This is a genomic window from Citreicella sp. C3M06, from assembly GCF_018860705.1.
Classification (GTDB): Bacteria; Pseudomonadota; Alphaproteobacteria; order Rhodobacterales; family Rhodobacteraceae; genus Salipiger.
The window spans coordinates 16,815-43,201 of sequence record NZ_JAHKQA010000093.1; the positions used below are offsets into that span (position 1 = coordinate 16,815).

At 65.7% G+C, this 26,387-nt stretch carries 32 protein-coding genes; 21 read left to right on the plus strand and 11 right to left on the minus strand.

Annotated elements, in window-relative coordinates:
• The first annotated feature begins 112 nt into the window (after positions 1–112).
• From KO516_RS21520 to KO516_RS21565, 10 genes are read left to right on the plus strand one after another with little or no spacing between them, the layout of a single operon-like run.
• Entirely contained in the window at positions 113–454 is a 342-nt protein-coding gene (locus KO516_RS21520) for a hypothetical protein (protein ID WP_216005840.1), read from the plus strand.
• Positions 454–681 (plus strand): hypothetical protein, encoded by a 228-nt coding sequence (locus KO516_RS21525; RefSeq protein ID WP_216005841.1) that lies wholly within the window; start codon positions 454–456, stop codon positions 679–681. The genes KO516_RS21520 and KO516_RS21525 overlap by 1 nt, the downstream gene beginning before the upstream one ends.
• Before the next feature lie 58 nt (positions 682–739).
• Positions 740–1,009 (plus strand): hypothetical protein, encoded by a 270-nt coding sequence (locus KO516_RS21530; RefSeq protein ID WP_216005842.1) that lies wholly within the window; start codon positions 740–742, stop codon positions 1,007–1,009.
• Entirely contained in the window at positions 1,006–1,218 is a 213-nt protein-coding gene (locus tag KO516_RS21535; protein ID WP_216005843.1) for a hypothetical protein, read from the plus strand. The genes KO516_RS21530 and KO516_RS21535 overlap by 4 nt, the downstream gene beginning before the upstream one ends.
• 4 nt (positions 1,219–1,222) lie before the next feature.
• On the plus strand, positions 1,223–1,465 hold the full coding sequence (locus KO516_RS21540; RefSeq protein ID WP_216005844.1) for a hypothetical protein: 243 nt from the start codon (positions 1,223–1,225) through the stop codon (positions 1,463–1,465).
• A gap of 3 nt (positions 1,466–1,468) precedes the next feature.
• The gene (locus tag KO516_RS21545) at positions 1,469–2,098 is read left to right on the plus strand and encodes an HNH endonuclease (RefSeq protein WP_216005845.1); all 630 of its coding nucleotides are present in this window, start codon (positions 1,469–1,471) and stop codon (positions 2,096–2,098) included.
• 46 nt (positions 2,099–2,144) lie between these two features.
• On the plus strand, positions 2,145–2,555 hold the full coding sequence (locus KO516_RS21550; protein WP_216005846.1) for a hypothetical protein: 411 nt from the start codon (positions 2,145–2,147) through the stop codon (positions 2,553–2,555).
• A 5-nt stretch (positions 2,556–2,560) separates the two neighbouring features.
• Positions 2,561–2,929: a hypothetical protein gene (locus tag KO516_RS21555; RefSeq protein WP_216005847.1), complete on the plus strand. Its 369-nt coding sequence runs from the start codon at positions 2,561–2,563 to the stop codon at positions 2,927–2,929.
• 1 nt (position 2,930) lies between these two features.
• A complete protein-coding gene (locus KO516_RS21560) occupies positions 2,931–3,128 on the plus strand; it encodes a hypothetical protein (RefSeq protein ID WP_216005848.1) in 198 nt (65 codons plus the stop codon).
• A gap of 5 nt (positions 3,129–3,133) precedes the next feature.
• The gene (locus KO516_RS21565) at positions 3,134–4,198 is read left to right on the plus strand and encodes a tyrosine-type recombinase/integrase (RefSeq protein WP_216005849.1); all 1,065 of its coding nucleotides are present in this window, start codon (positions 3,134–3,136) and stop codon (positions 4,196–4,198) included.
• Between the two features lie 508 nt (positions 4,199–4,706).
• Here the strand turns inward: KO516_RS21565 and aroB are convergent.
• Both aroB and KO516_RS21575 read right to left on the minus strand, forming a co-directional pair.
• Positions 4,707–5,816 (minus strand): 3-dehydroquinate synthase, encoded by a 1,110-nt coding sequence (aroB, locus tag KO516_RS21570; protein WP_216005850.1) that lies wholly within the window; start codon positions 5,814–5,816, stop codon positions 4,707–4,709.
• A gap of 2 nt (positions 5,817–5,818) precedes the next feature.
• Positions 5,819–6,394 carry a shikimate kinase gene (locus tag KO516_RS21575; RefSeq protein WP_216005851.1) on the minus strand — a complete coding sequence of 192 codons (576 nt, stop codon included), beginning with the start codon at positions 6,392–6,394 and terminating at the stop codon, positions 5,819–5,821.
• Positions 6,395–6,490: 96 nt separating this feature from the next.
• Here KO516_RS21575 and KO516_RS21580 point away from each other — a divergent pair, with 96 nt between their 5' ends.
• The 4 genes from KO516_RS21580 to KO516_RS21595 all read left to right on the plus strand — a co-directional run bounded on the left by KO516_RS21580 (position 6,491) and on the right by KO516_RS21595 (position 10,602).
• Complete coding sequence (locus KO516_RS21580; RefSeq protein WP_216005852.1) at positions 6,491–6,640, plus strand: hypothetical protein; 150 nt, start codon at positions 6,491–6,493, stop codon at positions 6,638–6,640.
• Complete coding sequence (locus KO516_RS21585; RefSeq protein ID WP_252737786.1) at positions 6,630–8,192, plus strand: hypothetical protein; 1,563 nt, start codon at positions 6,630–6,632, stop codon at positions 8,190–8,192. The genes KO516_RS21580 and KO516_RS21585 overlap by 11 nt, the downstream gene beginning before the upstream one ends.
• Positions 8,189–9,115, plus strand: a complete 927-nt coding sequence (locus tag KO516_RS21590; protein WP_216005853.1) for a site-specific tyrosine recombinase XerD — start codon at positions 8,189–8,191, stop codon at positions 9,113–9,115. Before KO516_RS21585 ends, KO516_RS21590 begins: the two co-directional genes overlap by 4 nt.
• A gap of 161 nt (positions 9,116–9,276) precedes the next feature.
• Positions 9,277–10,602 carry an HlyC/CorC family transporter gene (locus KO516_RS21595; protein ID WP_216005854.1) on the plus strand — a complete coding sequence of 442 codons (1,326 nt, stop codon included), beginning with the start codon at positions 9,277–9,279 and terminating at the stop codon, positions 10,600–10,602.
• On the opposite strand, the gene KO516_RS21600 is transcribed toward KO516_RS21595, so the two are convergent.
• Complete coding sequence (locus KO516_RS21600; protein WP_216005855.1) at positions 10,553–11,740, minus strand: histidine kinase dimerization/phosphoacceptor domain -containing protein; 1,188 nt, start codon at positions 11,738–11,740, stop codon at positions 10,553–10,555. The genes KO516_RS21595 and KO516_RS21600 overlap by 50 nt on opposite strands.
• A 203-nt stretch (positions 11,741–11,943) precedes the next feature.
• On the opposite strand from KO516_RS21600, the gene KO516_RS21605 reads away from it, so the two are divergent.
• The gene (locus KO516_RS21605) at positions 11,944–12,552 is read left to right on the plus strand and encodes an NTP transferase domain-containing protein (RefSeq protein WP_216005856.1); all 609 of its coding nucleotides are present in this window, start codon (positions 11,944–11,946) and stop codon (positions 12,550–12,552) included.
• A gap of 62 nt (positions 12,553–12,614) precedes the next feature.
• Here KO516_RS21605 and KO516_RS21610 read toward each other — a convergent pair whose 3' ends face one another.
• From KO516_RS21610 to KO516_RS21635, 6 genes are all read right to left on the minus strand, one after another.
• Positions 12,615–13,877 carry a glycerate kinase gene (locus KO516_RS21610; RefSeq protein ID WP_216005857.1) on the minus strand — a complete coding sequence of 421 codons (1,263 nt, stop codon included), beginning with the start codon at positions 13,875–13,877 and terminating at the stop codon, positions 12,615–12,617.
• A 24-nt stretch (positions 13,878–13,901) separates the two neighbouring features.
• The gene (locus tag KO516_RS21615) at positions 13,902–15,605 is read right to left on the minus strand and encodes a CoA-binding protein (protein ID WP_216005858.1); all 1,704 of its coding nucleotides are present in this window, start codon (positions 15,603–15,605) and stop codon (positions 13,902–13,904) included.
• 136 nt (positions 15,606–15,741) lie between these two features.
• Positions 15,742–16,182, minus strand: coding sequence for a lipocalin (locus KO516_RS21620; protein WP_216005859.1), 441 nt, complete (start codon positions 16,180–16,182; stop codon positions 15,742–15,744).
• The gene (locus tag KO516_RS21625; RefSeq protein WP_216005860.1) at positions 16,179–16,358 is read right to left on the minus strand and encodes a hypothetical protein; all 180 of its coding nucleotides are present in this window, start codon (positions 16,356–16,358) and stop codon (positions 16,179–16,181) included. The genes KO516_RS21620 and KO516_RS21625 overlap by 4 nt, the downstream gene beginning before the upstream one ends.
• Before the next feature lie 148 nt (positions 16,359–16,506).
• Positions 16,507–17,259, minus strand: a complete 753-nt coding sequence (locus tag KO516_RS21630; protein WP_216005861.1) for an RlmE family RNA methyltransferase — start codon at positions 17,257–17,259, stop codon at positions 16,507–16,509.
• A 61-nt stretch (positions 17,260–17,320) separates the two neighbouring features.
• Positions 17,321–18,229 (minus strand): MoxR family ATPase, encoded by a 909-nt coding sequence (locus KO516_RS21635; protein WP_216005862.1) that lies wholly within the window; start codon positions 18,227–18,229, stop codon positions 17,321–17,323.
• Positions 18,230–18,421: 192 nt separating this feature from the next.
• Between KO516_RS21635 and KO516_RS21640 the strand changes: the two genes are divergently transcribed.
• The 6 genes from KO516_RS21640 to KO516_RS21665 all read left to right on the plus strand — a co-directional run bounded on the left by KO516_RS21640 (position 18,422) and on the right by KO516_RS21665 (position 25,121).
• Positions 18,422–19,435, plus strand: coding sequence for a glycosyltransferase family 2 protein (locus tag KO516_RS21640; protein ID WP_216005940.1), 1,014 nt, complete (start codon positions 18,422–18,424; stop codon positions 19,433–19,435).
• The gene (locus KO516_RS21645; RefSeq protein ID WP_216005863.1) at positions 19,432–20,049 is read left to right on the plus strand and encodes a sulfotransferase family protein; all 618 of its coding nucleotides are present in this window, start codon (positions 19,432–19,434) and stop codon (positions 20,047–20,049) included. The genes KO516_RS21640 and KO516_RS21645 overlap by 4 nt, the downstream gene beginning before the upstream one ends.
• A complete protein-coding gene (locus KO516_RS21650) occupies positions 20,046–22,319 on the plus strand; it encodes a glycosyltransferase family 2 protein (protein WP_216005864.1) in 2,274 nt (757 codons plus the stop codon). Before KO516_RS21645 ends, KO516_RS21650 begins: the two co-directional genes overlap by 4 nt.
• A gap of 3 nt (positions 22,320–22,322) precedes the next feature.
• A complete protein-coding gene (locus KO516_RS21655; protein WP_216005865.1) occupies positions 22,323–23,009 on the plus strand; it encodes an FkbM family methyltransferase in 687 nt (228 codons plus the stop codon).
• Positions 23,010–24,062, plus strand: a complete 1,053-nt coding sequence (locus tag KO516_RS21660) for a glycosyltransferase family 2 protein (protein ID WP_216005866.1) — start codon at positions 23,010–23,012, stop codon at positions 24,060–24,062.
• Between the two features lie 135 nt (positions 24,063–24,197).
• Positions 24,198–25,121, plus strand: coding sequence for a phosphoadenosine phosphosulfate reductase (locus KO516_RS21665; RefSeq protein ID WP_216005867.1), 924 nt, complete (start codon positions 24,198–24,200; stop codon positions 25,119–25,121).
• Here the strand turns inward: KO516_RS21665 and KO516_RS21670 are convergent.
• Positions 25,118–25,867: a GNAT family N-acetyltransferase gene (locus tag KO516_RS21670; protein ID WP_216005868.1), complete on the minus strand. Its 750-nt coding sequence runs from the start codon at positions 25,865–25,867 to the stop codon at positions 25,118–25,120. The two genes, KO516_RS21665 and KO516_RS21670, sit on opposite strands and share 4 nt — an antisense overlap.
• An 11-nt stretch (positions 25,868–25,878) precedes the next feature.
• Positions 25,879–26,337 carry an outer membrane protein assembly factor BamE gene (locus KO516_RS21675; protein ID WP_216005869.1) on the minus strand — a complete coding sequence of 153 codons (459 nt, stop codon included), beginning with the start codon at positions 26,335–26,337 and terminating at the stop codon, positions 25,879–25,881.
• Positions 26,338–26,387: the final 50 nt, after the last annotated feature.

Genomic DNA, 26,387 nt, shown 5'->3' on the forward strand with positions numbered 1-26,387 from the left:
ACCGCGCCCCAGGCGCCGGTCAATCTTTGTAGAGGAATCTTTTCCCATTTTGTATTGACGAGGGAATTTATTCCCCTCATGCTGCATGTCATCATCCCCGATGGAGGCAGCGATGCTCATTCCCACGAAATTCGCAGGGCTTGCCCAAACGCTCTGCACCCCCGACCTCACCACCGCCGCCCCGGCGGCCGTCCAATCGGCTTGGCTTGATGCCAAGGCCGCACGCGGCCAACCGCTCAGCGCCCGGCAGGTCGCGCGGCTTGACGCGATGCCCAGCACCTATCCGGGGCGCACCGTCATCCCCGAGGCACCGTTCGTCCACGTCATCACCGAAGGCGATCCTGATCCGCTGCCGCCCGCCCCCGCCTTGAATGCGATAGACGCCGCGCGCATCGGGGCACTGCCCCGCACGCGCGCCGCCATCGCCCGCATGTTCGGTGGGGATGCGGCCTGATGCCATGCCACGAAACATGGCCTGCCTGCAGCACTCACGGACCCGCGTCCGAGCACGAAGACCTCGCGCTCTGGTACGCCTGCGAGGTCATGGAAGACGCGGACCTCTACGATTCAGAGGTGATCGCGTCCGCCTGCGAGTTGGTTCTGGACCACGCGCAGGCCACCTATGCCGACCGCCAGCTGGCAACGCACCTGCTGGCCAACACCAACCGGAACGCCGCCTGACCCATTGGTGACCGCCCCGCACGCGGGGTGGCATCCCATGTGTAAAAAGGAGCACAAGATGACCCCCGAAAAAGACAATACGCTCAACGGCGCGCGCACCGCCGAAGCGCTGACCTCTTTCCAGAGCGGAGACAGGCTCGCCGACTGGAGCGCAAACATCGTGCGCGCCCGCCGCCGCCATCCCTCGCCGGAAGCCAAGCCAACCGCCTGCCACTCATGGAGCTGGGCAGGACTCGCCATCGCGATTGTGCTGGGTTGGGCATCGTCGGCCCTGCTGCTGTGGACTGGTCACGCCGCGCTTTCGGCGCTGCTGGAGGTGTTCCGGTGACCACCCCAACCCAGATCCTCCGCGCCCGCCTGTCGCGGGCGCATGAGCAGTTCGAGGCGTTGCAGCGGGCAACGGCTGGCCGTTGGCTGCCTGCATCTCTCGCCCGCCAGATCGCAACGGCGGGCATCGAGGCAACCACTATCCGCTGCGACGAGTGCCGCCAGCCCGAGGGAGCGGCGCATCTGCCGTGGTGCCCGGATAAGGAGTGACCACATGAAGAACAAACTCAGCGACCTGAACGACCATCTTTTCGCCCAGCTGGAGCGCCTGTCCGACGAGACGCTGTCCGCTGAGACGATCGAACAAGAGGTGAAGCGGACCGAGGCGATTGTCTCGGTCTCAGATCAGATCACGGGAAACGCCGATCTGCAGCTCAAGGCCGCCAAGCTGTTCGCCGAACACGGGCAAGCCATCCTCCCGATGCTGCCGCAGATCCGCGGCAAGACGGAGGAATGAGCAATGAAGGGTCGACCGATCGAATACAGCGATGCTCAGATGTTATGGATTCACGACAACCACAAGCGGCCGCGCCGCGAGGCCCACGCCGAGTTTGCCTATCTCTGGGACCGGCCTGACGTCTCACTGGCCAACTTCAATAGCCTTTGCAAGCGCAAGGGCTGGATGACCGGCAGGACCGGTCGCATCGAGAAGGGCGCCGAAAGCTGGAACAAGGGCAAGAAAATGCCCTTCAACGAGAACAGTGTGCGCACCCAATTCAAGAAGGGCAAAGTCCCACACACGCACCGCGGCGCGGGCCACGAGCGCATCTGCTCGAAAGACGGCTACGTCATCATGATCGTGGACGAGGTGAACCCGTACACAGGTGCCCCCACACGCCCGATCCACAAGCACCGCTACCTTTGGCAAAAGGCCAACGGCCCCGTGCCCGCTGGCCACCGCCTCAAGTGCCTGGACGGCGACAAGACAAATTGCGCGCCCTCGAACTGGGAAGCCGTGCCGTATGCCCTTGCACCCCGCCTGAACGGTCGCTTTGGGCGAGGCTATGATGACGCCCCGGCCGAATTGAAACCCACGATCATGCTCACAGCGAAACTGGAACACGCAGCGCGCGAGGCGAAGAAGAGATGATCACGAAAGCGCAACGCCTCAGCCACGCTCAATAGGGGACAGCAGCATGAAATACATCCTTATCCAGAACCCAGACGGCATCAAAACCGCGATCACGTTTCCCGAACACATCGTGCATTCAAACATGGCCCGCTACGTCAAGGGCGTGGGGCGCGCGGTATCCGCAGGCAGCTTTGACCCCATCAAGCACGAAACGTCAGGCCGCAGCGACAGCCTTCGCTTGCACAGCCGTGCCGTAGATGCCGGGTACATCCTGTTTGGAGCAGCCGTGCGGACGGCGCCAGAACGGGCGGTCGAACACATGTTGGCGCAATGGCGCAGCAGATTCTCAGCACCCGACCTCGCCGCCCAGATCGCGGACAGCCATGCAGCCGAGGCCCGCATGAACGGCGATCTGACCGGCGCGACCATTGCCCGGCAGATCGCGTGGGATATTCGCGCAGCAGGAAAGGATTGAATGGCATGCAGATCGGACAAAAATACCTGATCACCCCTGACAACTGGTTCTTTGCGCCAGACCGGGAAAACTATCATGCCGCGTTCGGCACAGTACACGCAGTAGTGGATAGCGAGATGGCCTTGGGCCTGAAGACCAACCGCAATTCGACAAACTGGTACGTGGTGATTGGCGACATGATCATCGCGGGGTGCCAAATCCACTACGCGATGCGGGCAGATCGGTTCAATCCGAAGCCGAGCCAAGCCGTCGAAATAGACCATGACGGAAAACGGCTGGTCACCGAAAACGCGATCACTCGAATCTACAACGCCGACGCATCTGGCCTGACCGCGTATGTCGGCATTGACCAGCGCTCAGACAAGAGGGAATGACATGGCCAAGACCGCCGCACCATCCATGCCCACCCCACGCCAGATCGAGGACGCGTGGAAAGCAGTCAAATCCCTGGACCCCTCTGCGCGCATCGTGTCGGTCGGACCTGATGGGGTGAAATTCGACTACCGCACCGAAACGATTGCGCCAAGTTCAGAATCGCCCAAGGATAAGCGGGCGCCCCGACCTTGGACCTGACAGCCATGAAGATCCGATACCCCGGCCTTCTGGCCGAAAAGCTACCGTCCGGGGCAATTCGCTACCGCGTGCGCGTTGAAGGTGACAAGGCCCGCCGTATCCCCCTGTCGGTCACGCCGGACCATCCACAGTTTGTCGAAATATACCGTGCGGCGCGGGGGGGCGTGACCCTCGCGCCCGAGGCCACACCCGAAGAGCGCGCAATCCGGTATTCTATCGGATGGATCGCCGCGAAACACCTTGCCGCCATGGAACGCGATGTCGAGGCGGGCGCGACATCACCTCTCACGCTCAAGAAGCGCGCTGGCGTCATGAAGGTGCTGACCGATCGGTACTCTGATTACGCGATGAAAATGCCGCAAGCGAAGCTGATAGCGCTACGCGACGAGTTCAACGCGACCCCTGCGCGCGCAGACAGCATCATCGAAGGCGTCCGGTCCATGTATCGCTGGGCATGCGAGCGCGGCCTGTGCGAGGTAAATCCGGCTGTCGGCATTGGGCGGATCGACCCCGGCAAGGGCGGCGCGGTGCCGTGGTCTTCGGACGATCTTCGGAAGTTCCGCATCAGACATCCGGCGGGAACCACGCCCCACCTCTGCCTCACGCTGCTCATGTTCACAGCATGCCGTATCGGAGATGCGATCTGGCTGGGTCGCGGCAATGAGACCACTGTGCAAGGCGTGCAGGCGCTCAAATGGCAGCCGGCCAAGCGCGGGTCGGCGGAGGTCACAATCCCCATGCTGCCGCCCCTGCACCGCGCCACCCGCGCTGCGGCAGTTCAGGGCAAAACCTACCTGCTCAACTCGAAGGGCGCAGCGTTCTCTACCCCGGACTCGCTGGGCAATATGTTTCGGCGCTGGTGCGGCTCGGCGGGCCTCCAAGGCCGATCAGCTCACGGCGTGCGTAAAGCCGCCGGCCATCTCCTCGCACAAGAGGGCTGCTCGCAATACCAGATCATGACGATCCACGGGCACACCCAAGCTCAGACCTCCGAAATCTACACCAAAGGCGTCGAGCGATGGAAGATGGCTAGGGCCGCCATGGCGGCCTTAGAGGAGATGGACTGGTGAGATTATCGTGGGACACCCGGAAGGTAACTCATTGGTTTTGTTTGTGCGTCATTTCCCATGCCGTGGGACACTTGTGCGTTAAATTCATTGCGGAAAAGACGGCTTTCCGTATCCCTTCACCCGCTCCAATCTCCGCTCATTGCTGTGCCTTGGCCTGATACGGGCCCGCAGGCTGTTCGGCGAAAAATTGTTTCACCAGACGCCATCAGAGACCCTGCCCCGGGCCGCCACAACCGCGCCGGGGCGAAAGATTTTCACAGAACGTTTTTTAGCGGGCTGCGGGGTGCCTTAGTACAGGCGCTTGCCACGCCGGACCACGGCCAGCATCCCGTTCGGGGCTGGCAGAAAACAGCAGGCAAGCACGAAGCGCAGCGGGTTGATCATCATCATGCTGAAATCCCTCCGGGTGAAGCGTCCCGAAGCCGCTCTGCTTCGGTTCGCCTGACCCTTAGGAGATCAACGACTCGGTTCCGTGACAGCCATGAAACGATCCTGCGACAATCGCCACCTAGCGGCCGCGCAGCCCGTCCTCGAGCACGGCAAGGACCGTCTCGCGCGGCACATCCGCCGTGACAAAGGCCTGCCCGATCCCGCGCGCAAGGATGAACCGGATCGCCCCGTCGAGCACCTTCTTGTCCTGTCCCATCAGCGCATAAAGCGCTTCGGCCGAGGGAAGATCGCCGGGAACATCGGCCAGATCGACCTTCATGCCCATTTGCTTGAGGTGGGCGCGCAGCCGCGACGGGTCTTCCTGCGCGCACAGGCCCAGCCGCGAGGACAGCTCGAAGGCAAGCCCGCAGCCGATGGCAACGCCCTCGCCGTGCAGCAGCCGGTCCGAATAGCCGGTCGCCGATTCCAGCGCATGGCAGAAGGTGTGCCCGAGGTTGAGCAGCGCCCGATCGCCCTGTTCGGTTTCGTCCCGCGCCACGATCTCGGCCTTCATTTCAACCGAGCGCCCCACGGCATGGGTCAGCGCCGCCCGGTCGCGGCGCCGGATGGCATCGGCATTGCTTTCCAGCCAGTCAAAGAATGTCGCATCCCCGAGCAGGCCATATTTCACCACCTCGCCGTAGCCAGCGAGGAAATCGCGATCGCTTAGCGTATCGAGCACCGTGATATCCGCCAGCACCAGGCTGGGCTGGTGAAACGCCCCCACCAGATTCTTGCCAGACGGCGAGTTGATGCCGGTCTTGCCGCCAACCGAACTGTCGACCTGCGCCAGCAGCGATGTCGGAATCTGCACAAAGCGCACGCCCCGGCGCAGGATCGCCGCAGCGAATCCCACCAGATCGCCGATCACCCCGCCGCCAAGCGCCACCACCACGTCGCGCCGCTCGACCTTTCTGGCGAGCAGCCATTCCACCACATGTTCCAGCTCACGCCAGCATTTCGTCGCCTCGCCCGGCGGCAGGGTCAGCGACTCGCAGGCGATCCCCGACGTTTCAAGCGCGGCCTGAAATGCCCCGAGATGCGCCTTGGCGACGGTATCGTCGCTAACGATGACCACCCGCTTGCGGGGCAGCAGGGGCAGCAGCATCTCTCCGGCATTCTCCAGACCCCCGGCACCGATTTGCACGTCGTAAGCACGCGCGCCAAGCGCGACATGAACCGTCTTCACCCTCAGACCTCCTCGGCGGCCAGCACATCCGGCCGCGTTATCAGCAATTCGATCACCCGTTCGGCCATCTCGTCGACGCTGCGTCCCTGCTCGGACGTCACCGCCAGATCGGCCAGCCGGTAAATCGGAACGCGCGCCTCGTAAATGTCGCGCAATGTCGCGTGTGGATCGGCGGTGCGCAGCAGCGGGCGGGTGCTTTTGTGGCGCACCCGGCTCCACAGCACCGGAAGCGCCGCGTCGAGCCAGACGGCAACGCCGCGCTCGGTGATCATCGCACGGTTTTCGGCCCGCATATAGGCACCGCCGCCGGTCGACAGCACGGCGGGCCGCCCATCCAGCAGCCGGGAAATCACCTGCGTCTCGCGGTCACGGAAGAAGGACTCGCCGTCGCGCTCGAAGATTTCTGCTATGCTCATGTTCGCGGCGGATTCGATTTCGGCATCCGAATCGCGGAACGGCACGTCCAATGCCAGCGCCAGCGCCTTGCCGACGGCGGTCTTGCCCGCGCCCATCATTCCCACCAGCACCACTGTCTTTTTCAACGTAAGCGCCTGCACCCTTGTATCTCGGCCATCCATCGCCAATTGTTCCTCCCGAACGGTGAATGACGTGAGTTTGGCCAAAAGGCCAGTTATAAGTTCCCGAAAACGACACGAGGCAGGACACCTGAGCATATGGGACGCATCATCAAATGGCTTTTTATCCTGCTGGTCCTTGGCGGGATCGCGCTGGTGGCTTACGCCTATGTCGGCCCGTTCTTCGGCGCCGATTTTTCACCGCCCCAGACCGAGATCCGCCAGCCTGTGGAGCTCAATGCGAACTAGCGCCGCGCTCGCCGTCCTGCTGAGCCTTGCGGGCAGCCTGTGCGCCGCGCAGGGCCGCCCCGGTGCGCCGATGTCGGCCATCGGCTGGCTGGGCAGTGACAACGTGCCGACCGTGATGCCCGCGCCGGCCCCGATTACCCCGCTCAGAGAGCCGCCGACCGCCTCCAGCGGCGCCAGCCCCGAGGTCGAGACCCTGCCGCTGGGCGCGCCGTCGCCCGGCGCTGCCGGGCTGTTGCCGATGTCGGTGACCGGCCTGCCACGCTCGTTGTGGGGCAGCAGCGAGACCGGCACGCTGTCCTCGCTTCTGGCCGCGGTCGATCCGTCAGAACCGGCGCTGTCGGCGCTGCTGTTCACGCTGCTGCTGGCCGAGGCGGATGCGCCTGTGGCGGCCGATGGCGGCGCGCGCTTTCTGGCCTCGCGGCTTGATCGGCTGCTGGCAGAAGGCGCCATCGACCCGGCGCTGGCGCTGATCGAACAGGCCGGGCAGATCGAAACCCCGATCCTGTTCGAGCGCTGGTTCGATCTTGCGCTTCTGGCCGGGCGGGACGATGCTCCCTGCGCCGCGCTTCAGGACCGGCCCGAGCTGTCGGACGATCTGCCGACCCGCATCTACTGCGCCGCGCGTCGCGGCGACTGGGATCATGCCGCCACGGTGCTGGGCACGGCGCAGGCCCTTGGCCAGCTGTCCGAACGGGACGGCGAATTGCTGCTGCGCTTTCTCGAACCTGAACTGGCCGAGGGCAGCCCCCCCGTGCCGGTGCCGCCGCGCCCGAGCCCGCTGCAATTCCGCCTGTTCGAAGCGATTGGCGAGGCGCTGCCGACCCAGCCCTTGCCCCGCGCCTTTGCGGCCACCGAATTATCCGGCACCAGCGGATGGCGCGCGCAACTGCTGGCGGCAGAGCGACTGGCGCGGCGCGGTGCCCTGTCCGAGAATCGCCTTCTGGGGATTTATTCCGACCGTAAGCCCGCCGCGTCGGGTGGCGTCTGGGACCGGGTTTCGGCGGTGCAGAAACTCGATGCGGCGCTGGCCACCGGGCGCAGTGACCTCGTTGGTCCGGCGCTGGTGAAGGCATGGCCGCAGATGCGCAGCGCCGGGCTGCTGGTGCCCTTCGCAAAGCTTTTCGGGCCGCGGCTTGCCGAGCTGACCCTGAGCGGGCGCGCCGCAACGCTGGCCACCCGCGCCGAACTGCTCTCGGATGCCTACGAGCCCGCCGCCCAGAAGCTGGTCGCGCCCAAGGGGCTGATGGCGACGGTTGCGGCCGTGGCGCAGGGCGAGCCCCCGGCATTTGTGCCCGATGGCGGCACCCAAGGCGCCGTTGCGCGCGCGTGGTCAGGGGCAAGGCCGCCCGAGGCGCTGCGCAGCATGCTCGCCGAAGGCCGCCTTGGCGAAGTCATCCTGCGCGCCATGGCGCTGTTTGCCTCGGGCGCCGAAGGCAACCACGAAGACCTGACCGAAGCGCTTGCGACCCTGCGCACAGTCGGGCTTGAAGACACAGCGCGGCGCGCCGCCATTCAACTGCTGATCCTGTCCGACGAAGGCGCCCCGCGATGAGCGCCGCCAACTGGATCGGCGCGTTTCTCGAAGCGCAGGTGGCCGAACGCGGCGCCGCAGACAACACCACGCTGGCCTATGGCCGGGATCTTGCGGATTTCACCCGCTGGCTGGCCGGGCGCGACCTTGCGCTGGACACCGCACAGCGCCGCGACGTCGAGGATTACCTCGTGCATTGCGAAGCCCAAGGGCTGGCGCTGGCCACCCGCGCCCGCCGGTTGTCGTCGATCAAGCAGATCTACCGCTTCACCTTCGAAGAAGGGCTTCGGGCCGACAACCCGGCGATCCAGATCACCGGCCCCGGCAAAAGCAAACGCCTGCCCAAGACGCTGAGCCTCGAGGAAGTCGACCGACTTCTGGCCGCAGGCGCGGCGCATGGCCGGACCGAGGATGACCGCGCCCGCAACGCCTGCCTGATGCAGCTGCTCTATGCCACCGGGATGCGGGTGACCGAGCTGGTGACGCTGCCGATGTCCTCGGCCCGCGGCGATCCGCGGATGCTGCTGATCCGCGGCAAGGGCGGCAAGGAACGCATGGTGCCACTGTCGGCGCCCGCGCGCGATGCGCTGGCCGACTGGCTGTCGCGCCGCGATGCGATCGACGCCGCGCGCCGGGCAGAGGGCAAGCCCGTTCAGTCGCACCTCTTCCCCTCGCGCGGCAAGGCCGGGCATCTGACCCGCTACCATTTCTACGTGCTGATCAAGGTGTTCGCGGTCGAGGCCGGGGTGTCGCCCGCAAAGGTCACCCCGCACACCCTGCGCCACGCCTTTGCCACGCATCTGCTGCAGAACGGCGCAGATCTGCGGGCGATCCAGACTTTCCTGGGCCATGCCGATGTCGCCACGACCGAGATCTACACCCATGTGCTTGAAGAACGCCTGAAGGAGCTCGTGCTCGAGCATCATCCGCTGGCCAAGGACTGACCGCACCGCCCAGAGATTGCGCGCCGCAAGCCCCTGCCCGATCTTCGAAACGCAAGGGCCTCGATAAAAAATTTGCCACCCCGCTTTGCGCCCGTGGCCCTTGATCGATCCCCGCTGCGCCCCCATAACCAGAGCTGACCCCGAAGACCGAAAAGAACATCATGGACGCCACAACCACCGACGCCGCCCTCTGGATCACCGCAGGCGCAATCTTGCTGCTGATCCTGATGTCTGCCTTCTTCTCTGGCTCGGAAACCGCGCTGACCGCAGCCTCGCGCGGCAAACTGCGCGCCGCGCAGGATCGCGGCTCGAAGGGCGCCGAAACCGCGCTCAAGCTGACCGAGGACAGCGAGCGGCTGATCGGCTCGGTGCTGCTGGGCAACAACCTCGTCAACATCCTTGCGACCTCGCTCGCCACGACCATGTTCACCGCCATATTCGGTGACAGCGGCGTTGCGATGGCGACGCTGATCATGACCTTTCTGGTGCTGATCTTTGCCGAGGTACTGCCCAAGACCTATGCCATCACCAACCCTGAAACCGCCGCAGCGGGCGTTGCGCGGCCGATCAGAATAATCGTCCTTGTCTTCTCGCCCGTGGTGAACGCCATTCGCGCCATCGTGCGGCTGATCCTGCGCGTCTTCGGTGTGCAGACCGACCCGGACAGTCAGGTGCTCGCCGTGCGCGAGGAAATCGCCGGAGCGCTGCAACTGGGCCATTCCGAAGGCGTCGTCGAAAAGGAAGATCGCGACCGTATTCTTGGCGCACTCGACCTTGCCGAGCGCACCGTCGAAGAGATCATGCTGCACCGCTCGAACATCGAGATGGTCGATGCCGATCAGGAGCCGCGCGTCATTCTTCAGAAATGTCTCGAAAGCGCGTATACCCGCCTGCCGGTCTACCGCGGCGATCAGGAGAACATCATCGGCGTCGCCCACGCCAAGGACCTGATGCGCGCCATGTACGACACCATGGAAAAGGCCGGCGACAACGCCGCCGAAGCGCTGAGCGAATTCCGCATCACCGACGTGATGATGAAGCCCTATTTCGTGCCCGACACCACCACCCTTGCCGACCAGATGCGCAACTTCCTAAAGAAGCACACGCATTTCGCGCTGGTGGTCGATGAATACGGCTCGCTCGAAGGGCTGATCACCCTCGAGGATATCCTCGAAGAGATCGTCGGCGAGATCACCGACGAGCACGACCCTGACGCCGAGCATCAGGTCAATGCGGGGGCCGATGGCTGGTACTGGCTGGACGGCGCGATGACCATTCGCGACCTGAACCGCGCCACCGACTGGGCGCTGCCGGACGACGAGGCGAACACGCTTGCCGGGCTGGTCATTCACGAGGCGCAGATGATCCCGACCCCCGGCCAGCGCTTCAGCTTCCATGGCTTCCGGTTCGAGGTGATGGAGCGCGATCACAACCGCATCACTCGGCTGCGGGTGCGCCCCCTCGTGCAGCAACAGCCCGCGGGCTGATCTGGCCGGAATCGGCCTCGGCCCCGGCGTCGAGGTCGATCGGCAGTTCCGAGCGCAGCTCGAAGCCTTGCGGCGTCCGGCATTCGGTCAGCGTGCCACCAACCTGCGCCGCGGCAGCCTGCATCAGCCGCGCTCCGAGCGAGGCCGAGTTCAGCTCGTCCACCTGCGTTGTATCCCCGCACTCGGCGCCGTTGTCCCGGCACACGAGCGTCATCCGGTTGGGGCCGACGCGGCGCAGCTCGAAGCACACGCGCAGGCCCTCGCCATTGGCAGGCCGCGCGTATTTTCCGCTATTCGCGGCGAATTCATTGACGATCACGCCAAGCGCCGCCGCCACCCGGCTGTCGACCTGAATCGGCGCGGCGTCGATGTCGAATTGCGCCGCATCGGGGGCGTTGCGCTGAAGCAGCAGGGCAACCCGTTCAAGATAGCTGTCGAGCCGCAGATGGTGCATCTTTGACGTCAGGTTCAGCTCGGCATGCAACTGCGCGATGGCATCGACCCGGCGCCCCACCGCATCCAGCGCCTCGCGCGCCTCGTCCGAGCGCATCCGCGCCCGGTACAGCCGAATGGTCGAAGCGACGGTCTGCAGGGAATTCTTCACCCGATGATCGATCTCTTCGCGCAGGATCTCCTTGTTGCGCAGCGCGCGCTCGAGGTCGAGCTGGCGCATCACCTGACGCGCCATCACCTCGAGCAGCTTGCGCTCCGCAGCGCTCAGGCGGCGCGGTTTGTTGTCCAGAACGCACAGGGTGCCGATGCGATGCCCGGAGCGGGTGATCAACGGTGCGCCCGCATAAAAGCGCAAGTCTGAAACCAGCCCGCAGCACAGCGGGTTGTCCGCACTGCGCACGTCGTTCAGCGTGTCTTCGATCTCGAGCAGGCCATCCTCGAGAATGGCATGGGAACAGATGGACTGGTTCAACGGGGTCTCGGACGGCGCAAAGCCATGGCGGGCGCGAAACCACTGCCGATTTTCGTCCACAAGACTGATAAGAACGACCGACACCTTGAGCGTGGTGGCCAGCAGATCCACAACCTCGTCGAATGCCGGATCGGCTGCCGCATCGAGCACGCCAAAACTGCGCAGCTCGGCGAGCCGCTCGTCCTCGATCGAGGGTTTCCGCGCGAGTACCATTCTGAGCCCCGCCCACATCTTTGTTCACCTGTGTTCCAATTTTATGGATTCACGAAGTCTAGTCAACTCCTCACGCTCCGTCAGCGGACGCGATTCGCCCGTCTCCCCGCAGCGAAGGACTCGCCCTGTTCGGGCAAACTTGTCTGAAGTTTGCCCTGCCAAAAAATCCCCCCTCACCTCGCAACCTGCGGTATAAGGCTCGCATGGGAGGAATCGCTGTACTTATACCCGCCGCCGGCTCCAGCAGCCGGATGCGCGGAACCGACAAGCTGCTGATGGACGTGGGCGGCCAACCGCTGCTGCGCCGGTTGGCAGAGGCGGCTCTGGCCGCCGCAAACCATGTCTGCGTGGCCCTGCCGGGCCACCAGCATCCCCGCGCACAGGCGCTCGCCGGCCTGCCGGTTCAGATTGTCGAGGTGCCAGATGCGGATCTTGGCATGTCCTCGTCGTTCCGGCGGGGTGTGGGGCTGATGCCCCATGGTTTCGAGGCAGTCATCGTCCTGCCGGCGGATATGCCCGAGCTTTGCGCCGATGATCTGCGCGCCGTGATCGACACCTATCGTCGCTCGCCGCGCCCGGTGCTGGTGCGGGCCACCGCCGAAGACGGCACGCCGGGTCACCCGGTGCTGTTCCCGTCCGACTGCTTTCCGGCGCTGACCGCTCTGACTGGCGATATGGGGGCGCGCACCGTGCTCAGCGCCAACATGCACCGACTGCGGCAGGTCGCCCTGCCCGGCCAGCGCGCGCTGGTCGATCTCGACACGCCGGAAGCCTGGGCGGAATGGGAATCCGCACAGCAGGCGGCGGAGTAAACGCCAAGACGCAACAGATTGGCCCGGTGCAAAGCACCGGGCCTTTTTCATGCAGCGCGGGATCAGGCAGTGATCAGCACCGCCCGAAAATCATTGACGTTTGTGCCTGTCGGTCCCGGCGCAAAGATCGCGCCCACCGCATCGAACGCACCCCATGCATCGTTGCGGCCAAGCCGGGTCATCGCGTCTTCGCCCGTGGCGCGCAGCGCAGCGGCGGTGCCGCCATCGGCAAAGGCGCCAGCGTTGTCCTCGCTGCCGTCGATGCCGTCGGTATCAGCGGCCAGCGCCTGAACCGTGGCCACCCCGTCGATGCCATGGGCAAAGGCCAGCAGGAATTCGGTGTTGCGCCCGCCGCGCCCGCCTTTGCCGCGCAGAGTCACCGTGGTCTCGCCCCCCGATAGCAGCACCACCGGCGCGGCAAAGGGCCGCCCGCGCGCCGCGATCTCACGGGCCACCGCAGCGTGGACAAAGCCGACATCGCGCGCCTCGCCCTCGATGCTGTCGGACAGGATCGCGGCCGGAATGCCCTCGGCCTCGGCCTTGCGCGCGGCGGCCTCCAGCGACAGGCGCGCCGATGCGACCACCCGCACCTCGTTGCGGGCAAAGCAGGCATCCGACGGGTGCGGCGCGCGCGAAGCCTCGGAGCGGATATGTGCCAGAATATTGGCGGGGAGTGAGATATTCCACGCCGCGATCATCCGCAGCGCCGCGTCGGCATCCACCGCATCGGGCACCGTTGGCCCTGACGCCACCTGCGCCGGATCGTCGCCCGGCACGTCCGACACCACAAGGCTGACCACCCGCGCCGGTGCGCAAGCTGCCGCCAGCCGCCCGCCCTTGATGTCACTGGCATGTTTGCGGATGGCATTCATCACCCCGATCGGCGCGCCCGAGGCCAGCAGCGCGCGGTTCAGCGCCTGCTCATCCTCAAGCGTCAGCCCGGCGGGAGGCGCGGGCAACAGCGCCGAGCCGCCACCGCAGACCAGCGCCACCACAAGATCGTCTTCGGTCAGCCCCTCGACAGCGGCGAACAGCGCCTGCGTCGCCTCCAGCCCTGCGGCGTCAGGCACCGGGTGGGCGGCTTCCAGCACTGAAACGCTGCGGCAAGGCGTGGCATAGCCGTAGCGCGTGACCACGACACCGGTCAGCGGGCCATCCCACAGATCCTCGAAAGCGGCGGCAAGCTGCGCCGCTCCCTTGCCAAGGCCGACAACGACCGTGCGCCCCTTTGGCTTTTCAGGCAGTGCCCCGGCCAGCGCGACGCGCGGGTCTGCGGCGGCGACGGCGGCCTCGAACAGGCCAGTCAGAAAATTTCGATGGTCCACGCTGCGGCCCTCCTTGTGTTTCGTTCAGCCACCGGCGGCACGGATCTGCAAACCTGAGGCACGTGGGCGACCGGTTTCTTGCAGGCGCAGCATCAGATGCAGCTCGTCCAGCGCGCCGTCCTGGGCGATAACGTAGTCCTGCACCGTCATCAGCGCGGGAACAAGCGTAGCGATCGCCTGCGATTCCACGCCAAGCCCCGCAAGCAGCGCCATTGCCTCGCCCGCGCGCAGCGGCAGCAGGGCCGAAACCGATTGCGCGCGGCGGCGCAGGGTCATCACATAGCCAAAGTCACCAGCAGCAACCACGCCAAGCCGAACGCCGGGCGCCGCGGTGCCTGTCCCGGCGGGGAGGAATTCCAGCCCCTGCTCTGACAGCGCTGCATGGGCATCCTCGGGCACGCGCGGCGTGCTTCGATCCGGCACGAAGATATCTTCGGGAATGCGCCGAGGCCCACCCAGTTCGACGCAAGCGCGCAGCCCTTCAAGCGCCGCAGACAGCCCCGACAGCGGGATCAGCTTTTGCGCCATCAGCGCCTCGGCCAGCTCTTCGGGCATGCCCTCGGGCAAGGTCGAGACCAACGCCAGCGGCATTCCGACATTGCGCCGCGCCGCCGCCGCCGCATCGACCAGCTGTTTCCAGCTGTCATCGCAACTTCGATCAGCGCGCGGGTGATCCATGGACAACAGCGTCAGCACGGCCTTTCCCGACATCACCTCGGCGATGATCCGCGACACGCGCGCCGCCGATGTGCCCGCCGCCGAGCGCGCATCCAGCGGATTCGAAAGCGCCACACCCGGAGCAAGATCCGCGCCAAGCGCAATGCGCTGCGGCTCGGTCAGGGGCGGGAAATGCAGCCCCGCCGCGACGCCCAGATCGCGCAGCACCGCGCCCGATGTGCCGCTGAAGGACAGCGATGCAAAGGCATTGGCCGGAAGCACGCCCAGAACATGCAGGATCTTGAGGGCCTCGAGAAAGCCTTCGGGGCTGCGCACCCGCGCCATGCCGGCGCGCGCGATCAGGGCGGTGGCGGCGCGCTCGTCGCCCGCGCGCAGCACGACGACCGACTTTCCAAGCCGCTCGGCCTCGCGTCCTAGCGCGATGAACGCCTGCGGGCTGCCAAGATCCTCGGCCTGCACGCCCAGCGCGCTGATGCGCTCGTCCGCCAGCAGCGCGCGCGCAAGCGCCGAGATGCCGGTCTGTGCGCCACCCTGTGGTTGCACCGTGATGCAGGCAATGGGCAGCCCGCGGCGTTGCATCGACAGCGCTTCGGCAAAGGCGGCGCTGCGGGTCACGATGGCAACCCCGCGCTTGAGCGGGCGCAGCCCATGGCTGCGCGCCCAGATCGGCGCATGTTCCAGCGCGTTGAGCAGGCCGGGGCATTCCGGCCCCAGCAGCGCCATCTGCCCTGCCGCCTCGGCAAGCGCCCCGGCATCGGCTCGCCCTTCGCAGATCGCGCCGCCCGCGCCGCGCGCCGACAGCTGCGACACCGCCGTGACAGCCGCCGCGCCATGCGCTTCGATCAGGGCCAGATCCGGCGGCGCTGGCAGCCGGTCGATACCGACAAAGCACCGCACCCCGTCAATGGCCCCGTCCTTGCCCGGAACGGGCCAGATGTCCCAGACATATCCCATGCCACGCAGGTTTCGGATGACGGAACGGCACCAGTCTTCGCCGCCCACAAGGGCAACGGAGCGCGGGCTCAACAGGCGGGAAAAGTCTCGGTTCATTGCTCTTCTTGTCTTGCCCCATGCGGTGCAGGTTGCACCCAAGGATTAAGTTTTGAGTGAATTCGCAAGAAGTTGCGAGCGCTTTCGACCAACTGGACTGGGTATTAACCTATGTTAATGCCAATCGGCGCGGATGTCAGCGCAACATTCTGTCAAGCGCATAGCCATACCACGTCAGGATCTCGTGCGCGGCGCTCAGCCGCTCGCCCGGGGCTCCGCCGCGATCCATGATCCACACCCGCGTGCCTCCGGGCTCCCCCAGTGCCGCCGTGCGGTTGTCTGCGTCGATCCAGTGCACCCATATCGGCTGCCCGGCCAACCGAAAGCGCCCCATACCCTCGTCGGCAATTGGCATCGGCGCACCGTCGATGCGCATCAGGCCATCGTGCACGGCGATGCGCGCGCCCGGCCGCACCCCGGCGCCTTCGATGACGACCCAGTCTCCGGAAAGCCGCGCCAGACCGGCATCGACCTGACTGGCGATGGGCGCAGACTCATCGCGCAGCGACAGCGGCGCCGGAGGAAGCTTTGGGGCCGCGCAGGCGCAGAGCAGCAGCAAAAGCCCAAGCGCCCTCATGCCAGTACTTCCAGAGCCGAAGCGGGCACGCCCGCCATCGCCGCGCCAGACCGCGCGTGCTCCCCGCCCTGCGGCGAGACCCCCACTTGATCCCCCGTCGCGACAAAACCGCAGCCAAGCGGCATCGGCCGCGCGCCACGGGTGTTGCTGTCGCCGTAACACAGGATGGTGGTCATTGTTTTGCTCGCTCTCGCCTCTGTGCGCAGCCTGCGGCAGACCGCCCCCGGTTTCGAAGCGGTCGGCCTGCTCGCCCCGCAAATCGCCAACGCCCTGCGCGATCACGCCGCGGCGTCCTTTGACGCGCCGCCGCCAATCTAGGCGCGGTCAGGCCTGCGGGCCGCGAAAGCCCATGGCAACGACGAATTTCTCGGAGGAATCCGAACGGCTCGCCGCCGGTTTCACGTTCGCCACCTTGTCGAACCTCTTCTTCAGCAGCGCCTGCAAGCCTTGCTCGGCCCCGCCCGCAAGCACCTTGGCGACAAAGGTGCCGCCCGGTTCCAGCACGTCAAAGGCCAGCGCCGCCGCCGCCTCGCACAGCGCGATGATGCGCAAATGGTCGGTCTGCTTGTGGCCCGAAGACGAGGCCGCCATATCCGACATCACCACATCGGCATTGCCGCCAAGCCACGCCTTGACCTGAGCGTCGGCCTCATCAGCCATGAAATCCAGTTGGTGGATTTCCGCCCCGGCGATCGGTACGACCTCTTGCAGATCGACGCCGAGCACAAAGCCCTGCGCCTTGCCCGCCCGCTCGCCCAGCGCGTTGACGCGGGGAACGGCCACTTGGCACCAGCCGCCCGGCGCGCAGCCCAGATCGACCACCCGCGCCCCCGGCACGAGAAAATTGTACCGCTCGTTCAGTTCAAGGATCTTGTACGCCGCCCGACCGCGATAGCCGTCGATCTGGGCGCGTTTGACGTAGGGGTCGTTGAGCTGGCGCTGCAACCACATGGTCGAGCTGAGCTTGCGCCCGCGCGCGGTCTTGACCTTGACCTTCAGGTCGCGCTGGCCGCGCCCCGATGTGTTCTTGCCGGTCGGTGTGTTGCCGCCCGCGCCGCTGCCGGGTTTCTTCGCCATGTCTTGCGCCTCGCATAGGATCCGAGCGTCATGCCCCGCCCAGCGCCATTGTGCAACCGGATCAGCCGCGATCCAACCCGCTGCGCGCCTCGTTCAGCAGCCGCGCCGCCTCGGAGCCCTGAATTTTCGCGATGTCGTCCTGATATTTCAGGATCGCCCCCAGCGTGTCCGAGATCACCTCGGGCGACAGATCCACCACATCCAGCGCCAGCAGGCATTTCGCCCAGTCGATGGTTTCCGCCACGCCCGGCTTCTTGAAGATGTCCTCGGTGCGCAGCCCCTGCACAAAGGCGACGATCTCGTGGCTGAGCCGTTCGGCAAGCCCCGGCTCGCGGGCGTGCAGGATCTCTACCTCTCGCTCGAAATCGGGGTAGTCGACCCAATGATACAGGCAGCGGCGCTTGAGCGCGTCATGCACCTCGCGGGTGCGGTTCGATGTCAGGATGACGATGGGCGGCTCGGGGGCCGTGATGGTGCCCAGCTCTGGAATGGTGACCTGAAAATCGCTCAGCGCTTCCAGAAGGAAGGCTTCGAACGGCTCGTCGGTGCGGTCGAGCTCGTCGATCAGCAGCACCGGGGCGCCGTTGGCATCGGGGCGCATCGCCTGCAGCAACGGGCGCTCGACCAGAAAATCCGGCCCGAACAATTCCTGCTGCAACAGCTCGCGGTCGGCCCCGCCCTGCGCCTCGGCAGTGCGGATGGCGATCATCTGCGCCGGAAAGTTCCATTCATACACCGCCGAAGATGCGTCCAGCCCTTCGTAGCATTGCAGGCGGATCAGGCGGCGGCCCAGCATCAGCGCCAGCGCCTTGGCGATCTCGGTCTTGCCGACGCCCGCCTCACCTTCAAGGAACAGCGGCCGGCCAAGGCGCAGCGACAGGAACACCACCGTGGCCAGCGCCCGGCCACAGACATAGCCCGCGCCTGCGAGTTTTTCCTGCACCTCGTCGATGCTTGCGGGGATCTGCATGGGGGTCTCCTCTCTCCTCGGCTACCGGAGTGCCGTTCCTTCGCGCCCCGGTCAATCCCCCGAAAGTCGCGGCTCGATTGACGGGCGTTAAGCAAGCTGCGATGATTCGGCATTAGAACAGCTCACGAAGGATCAACTTTCGGGCGTTCAGGCAGACCGGGCAGGACCATGGCAGCATTCAGGGCAGACGACCTGCGCGTCACCGCGATAGCATGCGTCAAGAACGAGGGGCCATTCGTGCTGGAATGGATCGCCTTCAACCGGCTGATCGGAGTGACCGATTTCCTGATCTATTCCAACGATTGCAGCGATGGCACTGATGCCTTGCTCGATGCGCTGGGGGCGTATGGCGTGGTGCATCTGCCCAACCCGGCGCAGGGGCGCAATTACCAGATGGAGGCGCTGAAGGCCGCCGCCAGACACCCCCTTGTCGCCGGGGCGGACTGGGTCTGGGTGGCGGATGTGGATGAATTCCTCAACATCCATGTGCCCGGCCATGACATTGCAGCGCTGATCGCGGCCTGCGGCGATCCACAGGCAATTTCGGTGCCCTTCCAGTTCTTTGCCAATTTCGGCGTTATGCGGTTCGAAGACGCCCCGGTGATTGCCCAGTTCCCCCGCTCGCACAATCCCGACCTGTGGTGCGCCGACACGGCGATCGAGGTCAAGACACTGGTGCGCAAGGACTTCCCGCTGCACTATTACGGCGCGCACCGGCCCTTTGCCCGCAAGAGAGCACCCGCGCCGACCTGGACGGATGGCTCGGGCCGCGCGGTGCCGGGCAAATTCCTGACTGCCGCCAACCCGCGCCGCCTGCGCCGGTTCCCCGCCGCCGGGGCGCGGCGCTTCGCGACGTTGAACCATTACGCGCTGCGCTCGCTCGACAGTTATCTCGTCAAGAACGACCGGGGCGATGTGAACCGCGACGGGCGCGCTTTTGACGACAGTTACTGGCGCGAACGCAACGATCCCGCATGGGAGGATCTGTCGATCCGCCGCTATCTTCCCGCGCTGACTGAAGCGCTGGACGAGATGAAAACCCATGTTGGCGCACTGCACGATGCCTGCGTCGCCGCCCACCGGGCCCGCGCGGCCGAACTGGCGCAAGACCCGCACTACGCTGCACTGCGCAAACACCTACAGGGGCTGCCCACCTTCCCCCCCGGAGAGCTGGAGCTCGCGCGCGAACTGGGGCTGGCCCCATGAGCGTGCGGGTTATCAACCTTGGCCTGCCCAAGACCGGCACCACGACGCTGGCCGTGGCGCTGGAAAAGGCCGGGCTGGTGGTGGCGGATTTTCGACTGCGCCGGGGCTCCTGCCCCGACAAGGCCATCGCTGGCAGCTTTGTCGCGCGGCAACTTTACGATGGCTATTACGGCTCTGGTGATCCGCTGCAACGGCTTGGCAGCATCGACGCGCTGACCGAGATTTCGGTGCTGAACCAGACCTACTGCCTGTGGCCGCAGACCGATTTCGGCCTGATCGAAGCGCTGCGCAACCATCATCCCGATCTGCGCTTTGTTGCCTCATGGCGCGCGCCGCAGGATGTGGCGCAGTCGATGCTGCGCTGGTCCGATCTGGGCACCGACCGGCTGCCGCGCGGCAATGTTCCCGGCTTGCCACGCGGTTACGGCGAAACGCGGCTGCAACGGGTGCAATGGGTGACGCAGCATTACGCCTTTCTTGATCGCCTCTTCGCGGGCGATCCGCGCTACCTGTGCTATGACACCGCCGCGCCCGATGCCCCCCGCCGGATCGAGGCGCATCTTGGGCTGAGCCTGCCGTGGTGGGGCCGCGCCAATGAGAACCGCTCGGCATGAAGATCTTTGTCCATATCGGGCCAGACGCGCAGGCCGCCGACCGCCTGCAACGGGTGCTCGATGCCAAGCGCGCGCAGCTGCGCGGCAAGGGCGTGCTCTATGCCCGATCGCCGGGCGCGCGCAATCATTCGAGGCTGTTCATGGCGATCAGCGGCCCCGTCGATGCGTTGCGCTTCAATCGCGGCTACGCCGGGCCCGACCAGCAGGCCGCCCTGCGCGCCGAGGTTGCCGCCCAGCTTGCGCAAGAGGTCGCGGCGGCGCAGCCAGACACGTTGATCCTGTCAGCGCACCAGCTTGGCACCTCGCTGCCCAGCCACGCCGAACGGGTCCGGTTGCGCGAATTGCTTGCCCAGCTGTCCGACGACATTCGCATCATCGCCCAGATCGACGATCCGGCGCGGATGCTCGCCCGCCGCTATGCCGCGCAGCTGCTGGAGGGGCGGACATCTTCGCTCGACCTCGAACTCGGGCTGCTGAGCGCTTCGAACTGGTGGCAGGCGGCGTTGGCCAGCCATGGCGCGCCCGACCCGGCGCGAGGCCAGTTTCCCGATGTGCAGGGCGCGGTGTACTGGCTTGATAGCGCGCAGCTGTGCGCGCAATGGGATGCGGTTTTTGGCGATGGCGCGACGCAGCTGCACAGCCTCGATCTGCCCGGCCTCTATGGCGAAAGCGCGACAGAGCATCTGCGCATTCTGTTCGACATTGCGCCGAGCATTGGCAAGGCCGAACCGGCCCGCCTGCCAGATCCGCCCTCTGCCGCGTGGCTGACCCGCTGCCGCCTGTTCAACGACGCGCTCATGCGGCTGCTGGCGCAGCGCGGCGAGAGTTTGCCGCGCCGAACCTGGCGCCGCCTGCTGACAGAAATCAAGATCTCCGGCGCGCCGCTGGATCCGGGCAGCCTGAGCGCGATTTCAGCGCGGTTTGCCAAGGATCTGCACCAGCTTGCGCAGGCCCATCCGGGACTGCGCCTGCCAGCGGCACCAGAGCCGAAGGCGCCGTGGGTCGAGGCAGAGCCAGACAAGGGCTTTCGCGCCACGCAATATCTCATGGCGATGGGATGGCGCATATCGCAGGCGACCGCACCTCCCAAGCCCCCCGCCCCGCCCGCCGAAACCCGGCACCTGCCATCAGAGGCGCTGGCGCAGGTGATCCGGCTTGGCCGCTCCGGGCTTGCGCCGCACAACCGGCTTGGCGACATCGACGAGCAGACAGCGCAGCCCGCCTTTACCCCCGCCACGCGGCAAGGCGCTTACCGCCGTGTCATCGTGGGATGCATGAAAAACGAAGCGCCCTATATTCTGGAATGGCTCGCCTATCATCGCAGCATCGGCTTTGATGATTTCCTCATTTATACCAACGGATGCGAGGACGGCACCACCGAGCTTCTGCACCGGCTGGATCAGCTTGGCCTTGCGCAGCACCGTGACAACAATGGCTGGCAGGGCAAGTCTCCGCAGCAGCACGCGCTGGATGCAGCGCTGCGCGAGCCGGTGATGATCGGAGCGGACTGGATCGCCCATATCGACGTCGACGAATTCATCAACATCCGCTGCGGCAATGGCACGCTGGACGATCTCTTCGCCGCCGCCCCCGATGCGACCAACATCGCCATGACCTGGCGGCTGTTCGGTCATGGCGGCGTGACGCAACTGCACGACCGCCCCGTCATCGAACAGTTCGAGACCTGCGCGCCCAGCTACTGCCCCAAGCCGCACACCGCCTGGGGTTTCAAAAGCCTGTTCCGCAACATCGGTGCCTACGGCAAGATCTCGTGCCACCGCCCGAACAAGCTGATGCAAGGATTTGAAGACAAGGTGAAATGGGTCAACGGCTCGGGCCGCGACATGACCGCCGAGGCCAGCCGCAACGGCTGGCGCAATTCACGCAAGACCATCGGCTATGATCTGGTGCAGCTCAACCATTACGCCCTGCGCAGTGCCGAAAGCTTTCTGGTCAAACGCCAGCGCGGGCGGGCGCTGCATGTGGATCGCACGATCGGACTGAACTACTGGATCCGCATGGATTGGTCCGGCGCCCGCGACATCAGCATCCAACGCAACCTGCCACGCCTGCGCGCCGAGATGAGCCGCCTGATGCAAGACCCCGCGCTTCGGCGCTGGCATGACCACGGGCTGGCATGGCACCGCGCCAAGGCCGCCGAACTGCGCGCAACCCCCGAATTCGCCGAGCTGTACGATCAGGCCCTCCGCCTGAAGCTGACAGACACCGAGCGGGTCGCGCAATCCCTAGCGCATGACATGGAAAGCTGAGCGATGGACGCGCCAAACCCTTTCATCCGCTCGCGCGGCCTGAAAATCCCCAAGCACCCCGAAATCACCACCGGCCGCATTCGCGGCGCGCTGCGCGACGGGCTCTACGAGCGCAAGGAATGCGATGCGGTGATGCGCGTGGTGCGCCAAGGCGACCGGGTGCTCGAACTCGGGGGCGGCATCGGCTATATGTCGACCCTGCTCTCGGTGAAGAAAAAGGTCGCCTCGGTCGTAAGTTACGAGGCAAATCCGCAGCTGATCCCCTATATCCGCAGCGTGCACGACGCCAATGGCGTGGGCAATGTCGATCTGCGCAATGCCCTGCTGTCGCCCGAAGACGGCGCGCCGGTCGATTTCCATCTGCGGCGCAATTTCCTTGGCTCGTCGCTGGACCGTGAAAGCGACCCGGACACCATCGTAAAGACCGTGCAGGTGCCCCGCCACGGGCTGCGCCGCGTGCTAAAGGAAACCGCGCCCGACGTGCTGGTCTGCGACATCGAAGGGGCAGAGGCCGAGCTGCTTGCGGCCGCCGACTGGAGCGGGCTGCGTGTCGCGGTGATCGAACTTCACCCCCAGTGGATCGGCCAGAGCGGCGTTCAGGCGGTGTTCGATGCCATGCACCGGGCGGGGCTGAGCTATTTCCCCAAAGCCTCGGAGGCAAAGGTCGTGACGTTCAGGAAGGGCTGGTAGGTGGCCGGGATCGTCGCGGTGCTTTGCGTGCGGAACGAGGCGGCCTTTCTGCTCGACTGGCTGGCCCATCACCTTGTGGCGGGGGTCAGCCACGTTGTCGCGCTGTCGAACGATTGCGAAGATGGCACCGATCTGATGCTGCAACGGCTTCAAGAGCTCGGGCATGTCACCCATATCCGCAACGACGGCCCACATGAGGGCGGCGTGCAATTCGCCGCGTTGCGCCTTGCCGATGATTGCCCGGCGGTGCGCGAGGCCGATTGGCTGCTGCCGCTTGACGTCGACGAATTCGTCAACGTGCACGTGGGCAATCGTACTCTGCCCGCATTGATCAAAGCCCTGCCTCGCGCCGACGCCATCACCCTGACATGGCGGCTGTTCGGCAATGCCGGGGTGCTGCGCTATCGCGACACGCCAGTGACGCAGCAGTTCACCCGCGCCGCCCCGGCGGACATGGTCTGGCCTTGGCGCGCGGCGATGTTCAAGACGCTTTACCGCAACGATGGCACCTACCGGAAGCTGGGCGTGCACCGCCCGCGCGATCCCGATCCGGCCCGGATCGAGACCTCTGTCTGGTACGATGGCGAAGGCCGCACGCTGGAGCCGCATTTCCGCACCAAGCGGATCTTTTCCACCTACGGGCGCTCGAACTTCAAGCTGGCGCAGCTCAATCACTACCCGCTGGGCGCGATGGAAAGCTTCATCCTCAAGGCCGACCGGGGCCGTGCCGTGCATTCCGATCAGACACTCGGCATGGATTACTGGACCGAGCGCAACTTTGCCGCCGTCGAGGACAAGACCGTGCTCGCGCTTGCGGATCGGGTGGCCGAGCAGCGCAGGGCGCTTGCGCAGGACGCCGCTCTTGCCAGCCTGCACCGCGCGGCGGTGGCCTGGCGGCACGAGCGATTCGAGCGGTTGATGCTTGAAGAATCCTGCCGCGCCCTGATGGGGCGTCTGATGATGACCCCAGCCAGCCAGCCGCTGTCACCCGGGCTCGCGCGTATCTTGCACAGCCATGCCAACCGGGCGCAGGGTCACCATCACGACCCCTAGAATTTTCCCTTATTCGAGCACAATTTCGCCCAATACCGGGGGCATTGTTTCCAAGACCAACGAAAGATGTGGCCAATTCGGGCGCACATTGTGACAAGTGGCAGGCGGAAAACAGCGCCGGATCGGCAGGCAATCATGCAGGACCAGACAGATCTTTCAACGATCGACCTGAGCGGACTTCGCCGGGGGCAGTGGATTTCTCAGATCGCGAGCATTGGCGACGCCGAAGGCTTCTCCGAACCTTTGGGGCGGCGGCATCACGGCATCTTTGTCGAACGTGGGCATACGCTTCTGGTCAGTTTCGAATCGCTTCCCGGCATCGAGGCCCTGTCCGACAACGCCACCCCCCTTGGCTGGGAGCTGGCGCAGACCGAGGGTTGGTCCTCGCTGGCGCTGATCTCGGCGCGCGACACGTGGTTTCGCGATCAGCGGGTGTTCGAGTTCTTCGACCAGCTGCTCGACGACGGGTTTTTCGACGAATTCGAGCAGGTGATCTTTTACGGTGCTGGCCCCTGCGGCTATGCGGCGGCGGCCTATTCGGTGACCTCGCCCGGCGCGCGGGTGTTGATGCTGCAACCTCAGGCCACGCTTGACCCCCGCGTCACCGAATGGGACGAGCGGTTCGCCGAATCGCGCCGGGTCGATTTCACCTCGCGCTTTGGCTATGCGCCCGACATGCTGGACGCCTGCGAAAAGGCCTTTGTGCTGTACGACCCGCGCGAACGGCTCGATGCGATGCATTCGGCGCTGTTCGAACGCAAGGGCGTGACGCGCTACCGGCTGCCGTTCATGGGCGGCGCGTTGCAGGCCGATCTGATCGAACTGGGGCTGCTGGTGCCGCTGCTCAAGGCGGTGGCCGATGACAGCCTCACCACCCTTAGCTTTGCCCGGATGATGCGGGCGCGGCGCGATCATTTACCATACCTTCGCAAGCTTCTGGCAAAGGTTGAGAAATCCGGGCGCACCGCGATGGCTGAGAGGCTGTGCGAGAATGTCTTGAACCGGCTCGAAGCCCCACGCTTTCGCCGACGGCTGGAAGCGATAAGGGCGGTTGGCTAACCGGCGAGCGCCCTCAGCGCGCGGGCACGGGCAGGCGGAATCGCTGCCACCTCGACCCCGGTGAACACGTGCAGCGTGCCCATGGCACGATCGACGACCGCGTGATCGCTGACCCAGCCCCCCATCGACAGGTAAGTGCGCAGCAGGGGCGGCACCAACTTCAGCCCGTCGCGCGGCGCGGCGCAGGATTCGAACGCCACGGTTTCGGGTGCCTTGCGCCCGACCTGCCAGCGCTCTGGCGCGACATGCCCGGCAAGGTAGGACAAGGCCGGTGCAAGCGGCGTGGGGTCGGTGCCGTGAAAGCTTGCGCAGCCAAACAGCATCCCTGCCCCGCCCCGATCCACCAGCGCGGTGATCGCCGCCCATGACAGGCGCAGGATATCCGGATCGCTCGCGCCGGGCCGGATGCAGAATCGCCCAAGTTCAAGCAGCGGCGCGTCGAACGCCGCCAGCCGCCCAAGGTCGTAATATTGCGCCGAATAGCTGCGCCCGATCTCGGCGCCGCGCGTCAGCCACAGATAGCGGAAACAGGCCAGCGGTGCGCCGCCAGTGCTGGCCTCGACCAGCACATGCCGGCAGACCGGGTCCATCGGGTCGATATCGGCGCCGCCGCCATGAAAGGCGATCCCCCGCAGCGCCTGCGCCGCGGCCAGATCCGCCGCGCCCTGCGCGTGGCGCACCCGCAACCGCCCCCGTTGCAACAGCGTCGCGCCCTCGGCGGTATCGCCATGCAGGGGGGGCGACATGCCGGGCCGCCCTAGAGCCCGTCGCTCGTCAGCCCGCCAAGATTCAGCCCGCCGATGTTGCCAAAGAGCTTGCGGATAAAGCTGACCTCGCCGTCCGACGTGCGGGTGATGCGCCGTGACAGCGGCACCACATTGCCATCTTCCAGCCCGTAGCGGGTGATGTTTTCGACCACGCCCGCGCTATCGAAGGTCACCGCGACGACCTCGCGGTTGACCTCTTCGGGGGCCTTCCAGCCAAAGGTGCGGATCTCGGACGAGATGTAGTAAAAGCCACCCTCGTTCAGCACGCCCGACGTGGTGGGCACGCCGATGACCTCTTCGACCGTGGCGCGGGTGTCCACGCCGGGCACGATCTGTTGCAGATCCGCCTCCGCCGGAGCATAGCCATGACTGCTGTACTGCGCGGTGCAGGCTGCAAGGCTGAACGCGGCGGCGATGATCACCGTCGCCAATCTTCTGGTATTCGCCATGGACTGCGTCCTGCCCTCTGTCTATCTACTTGCCCCTTGCGGGGGTTCTA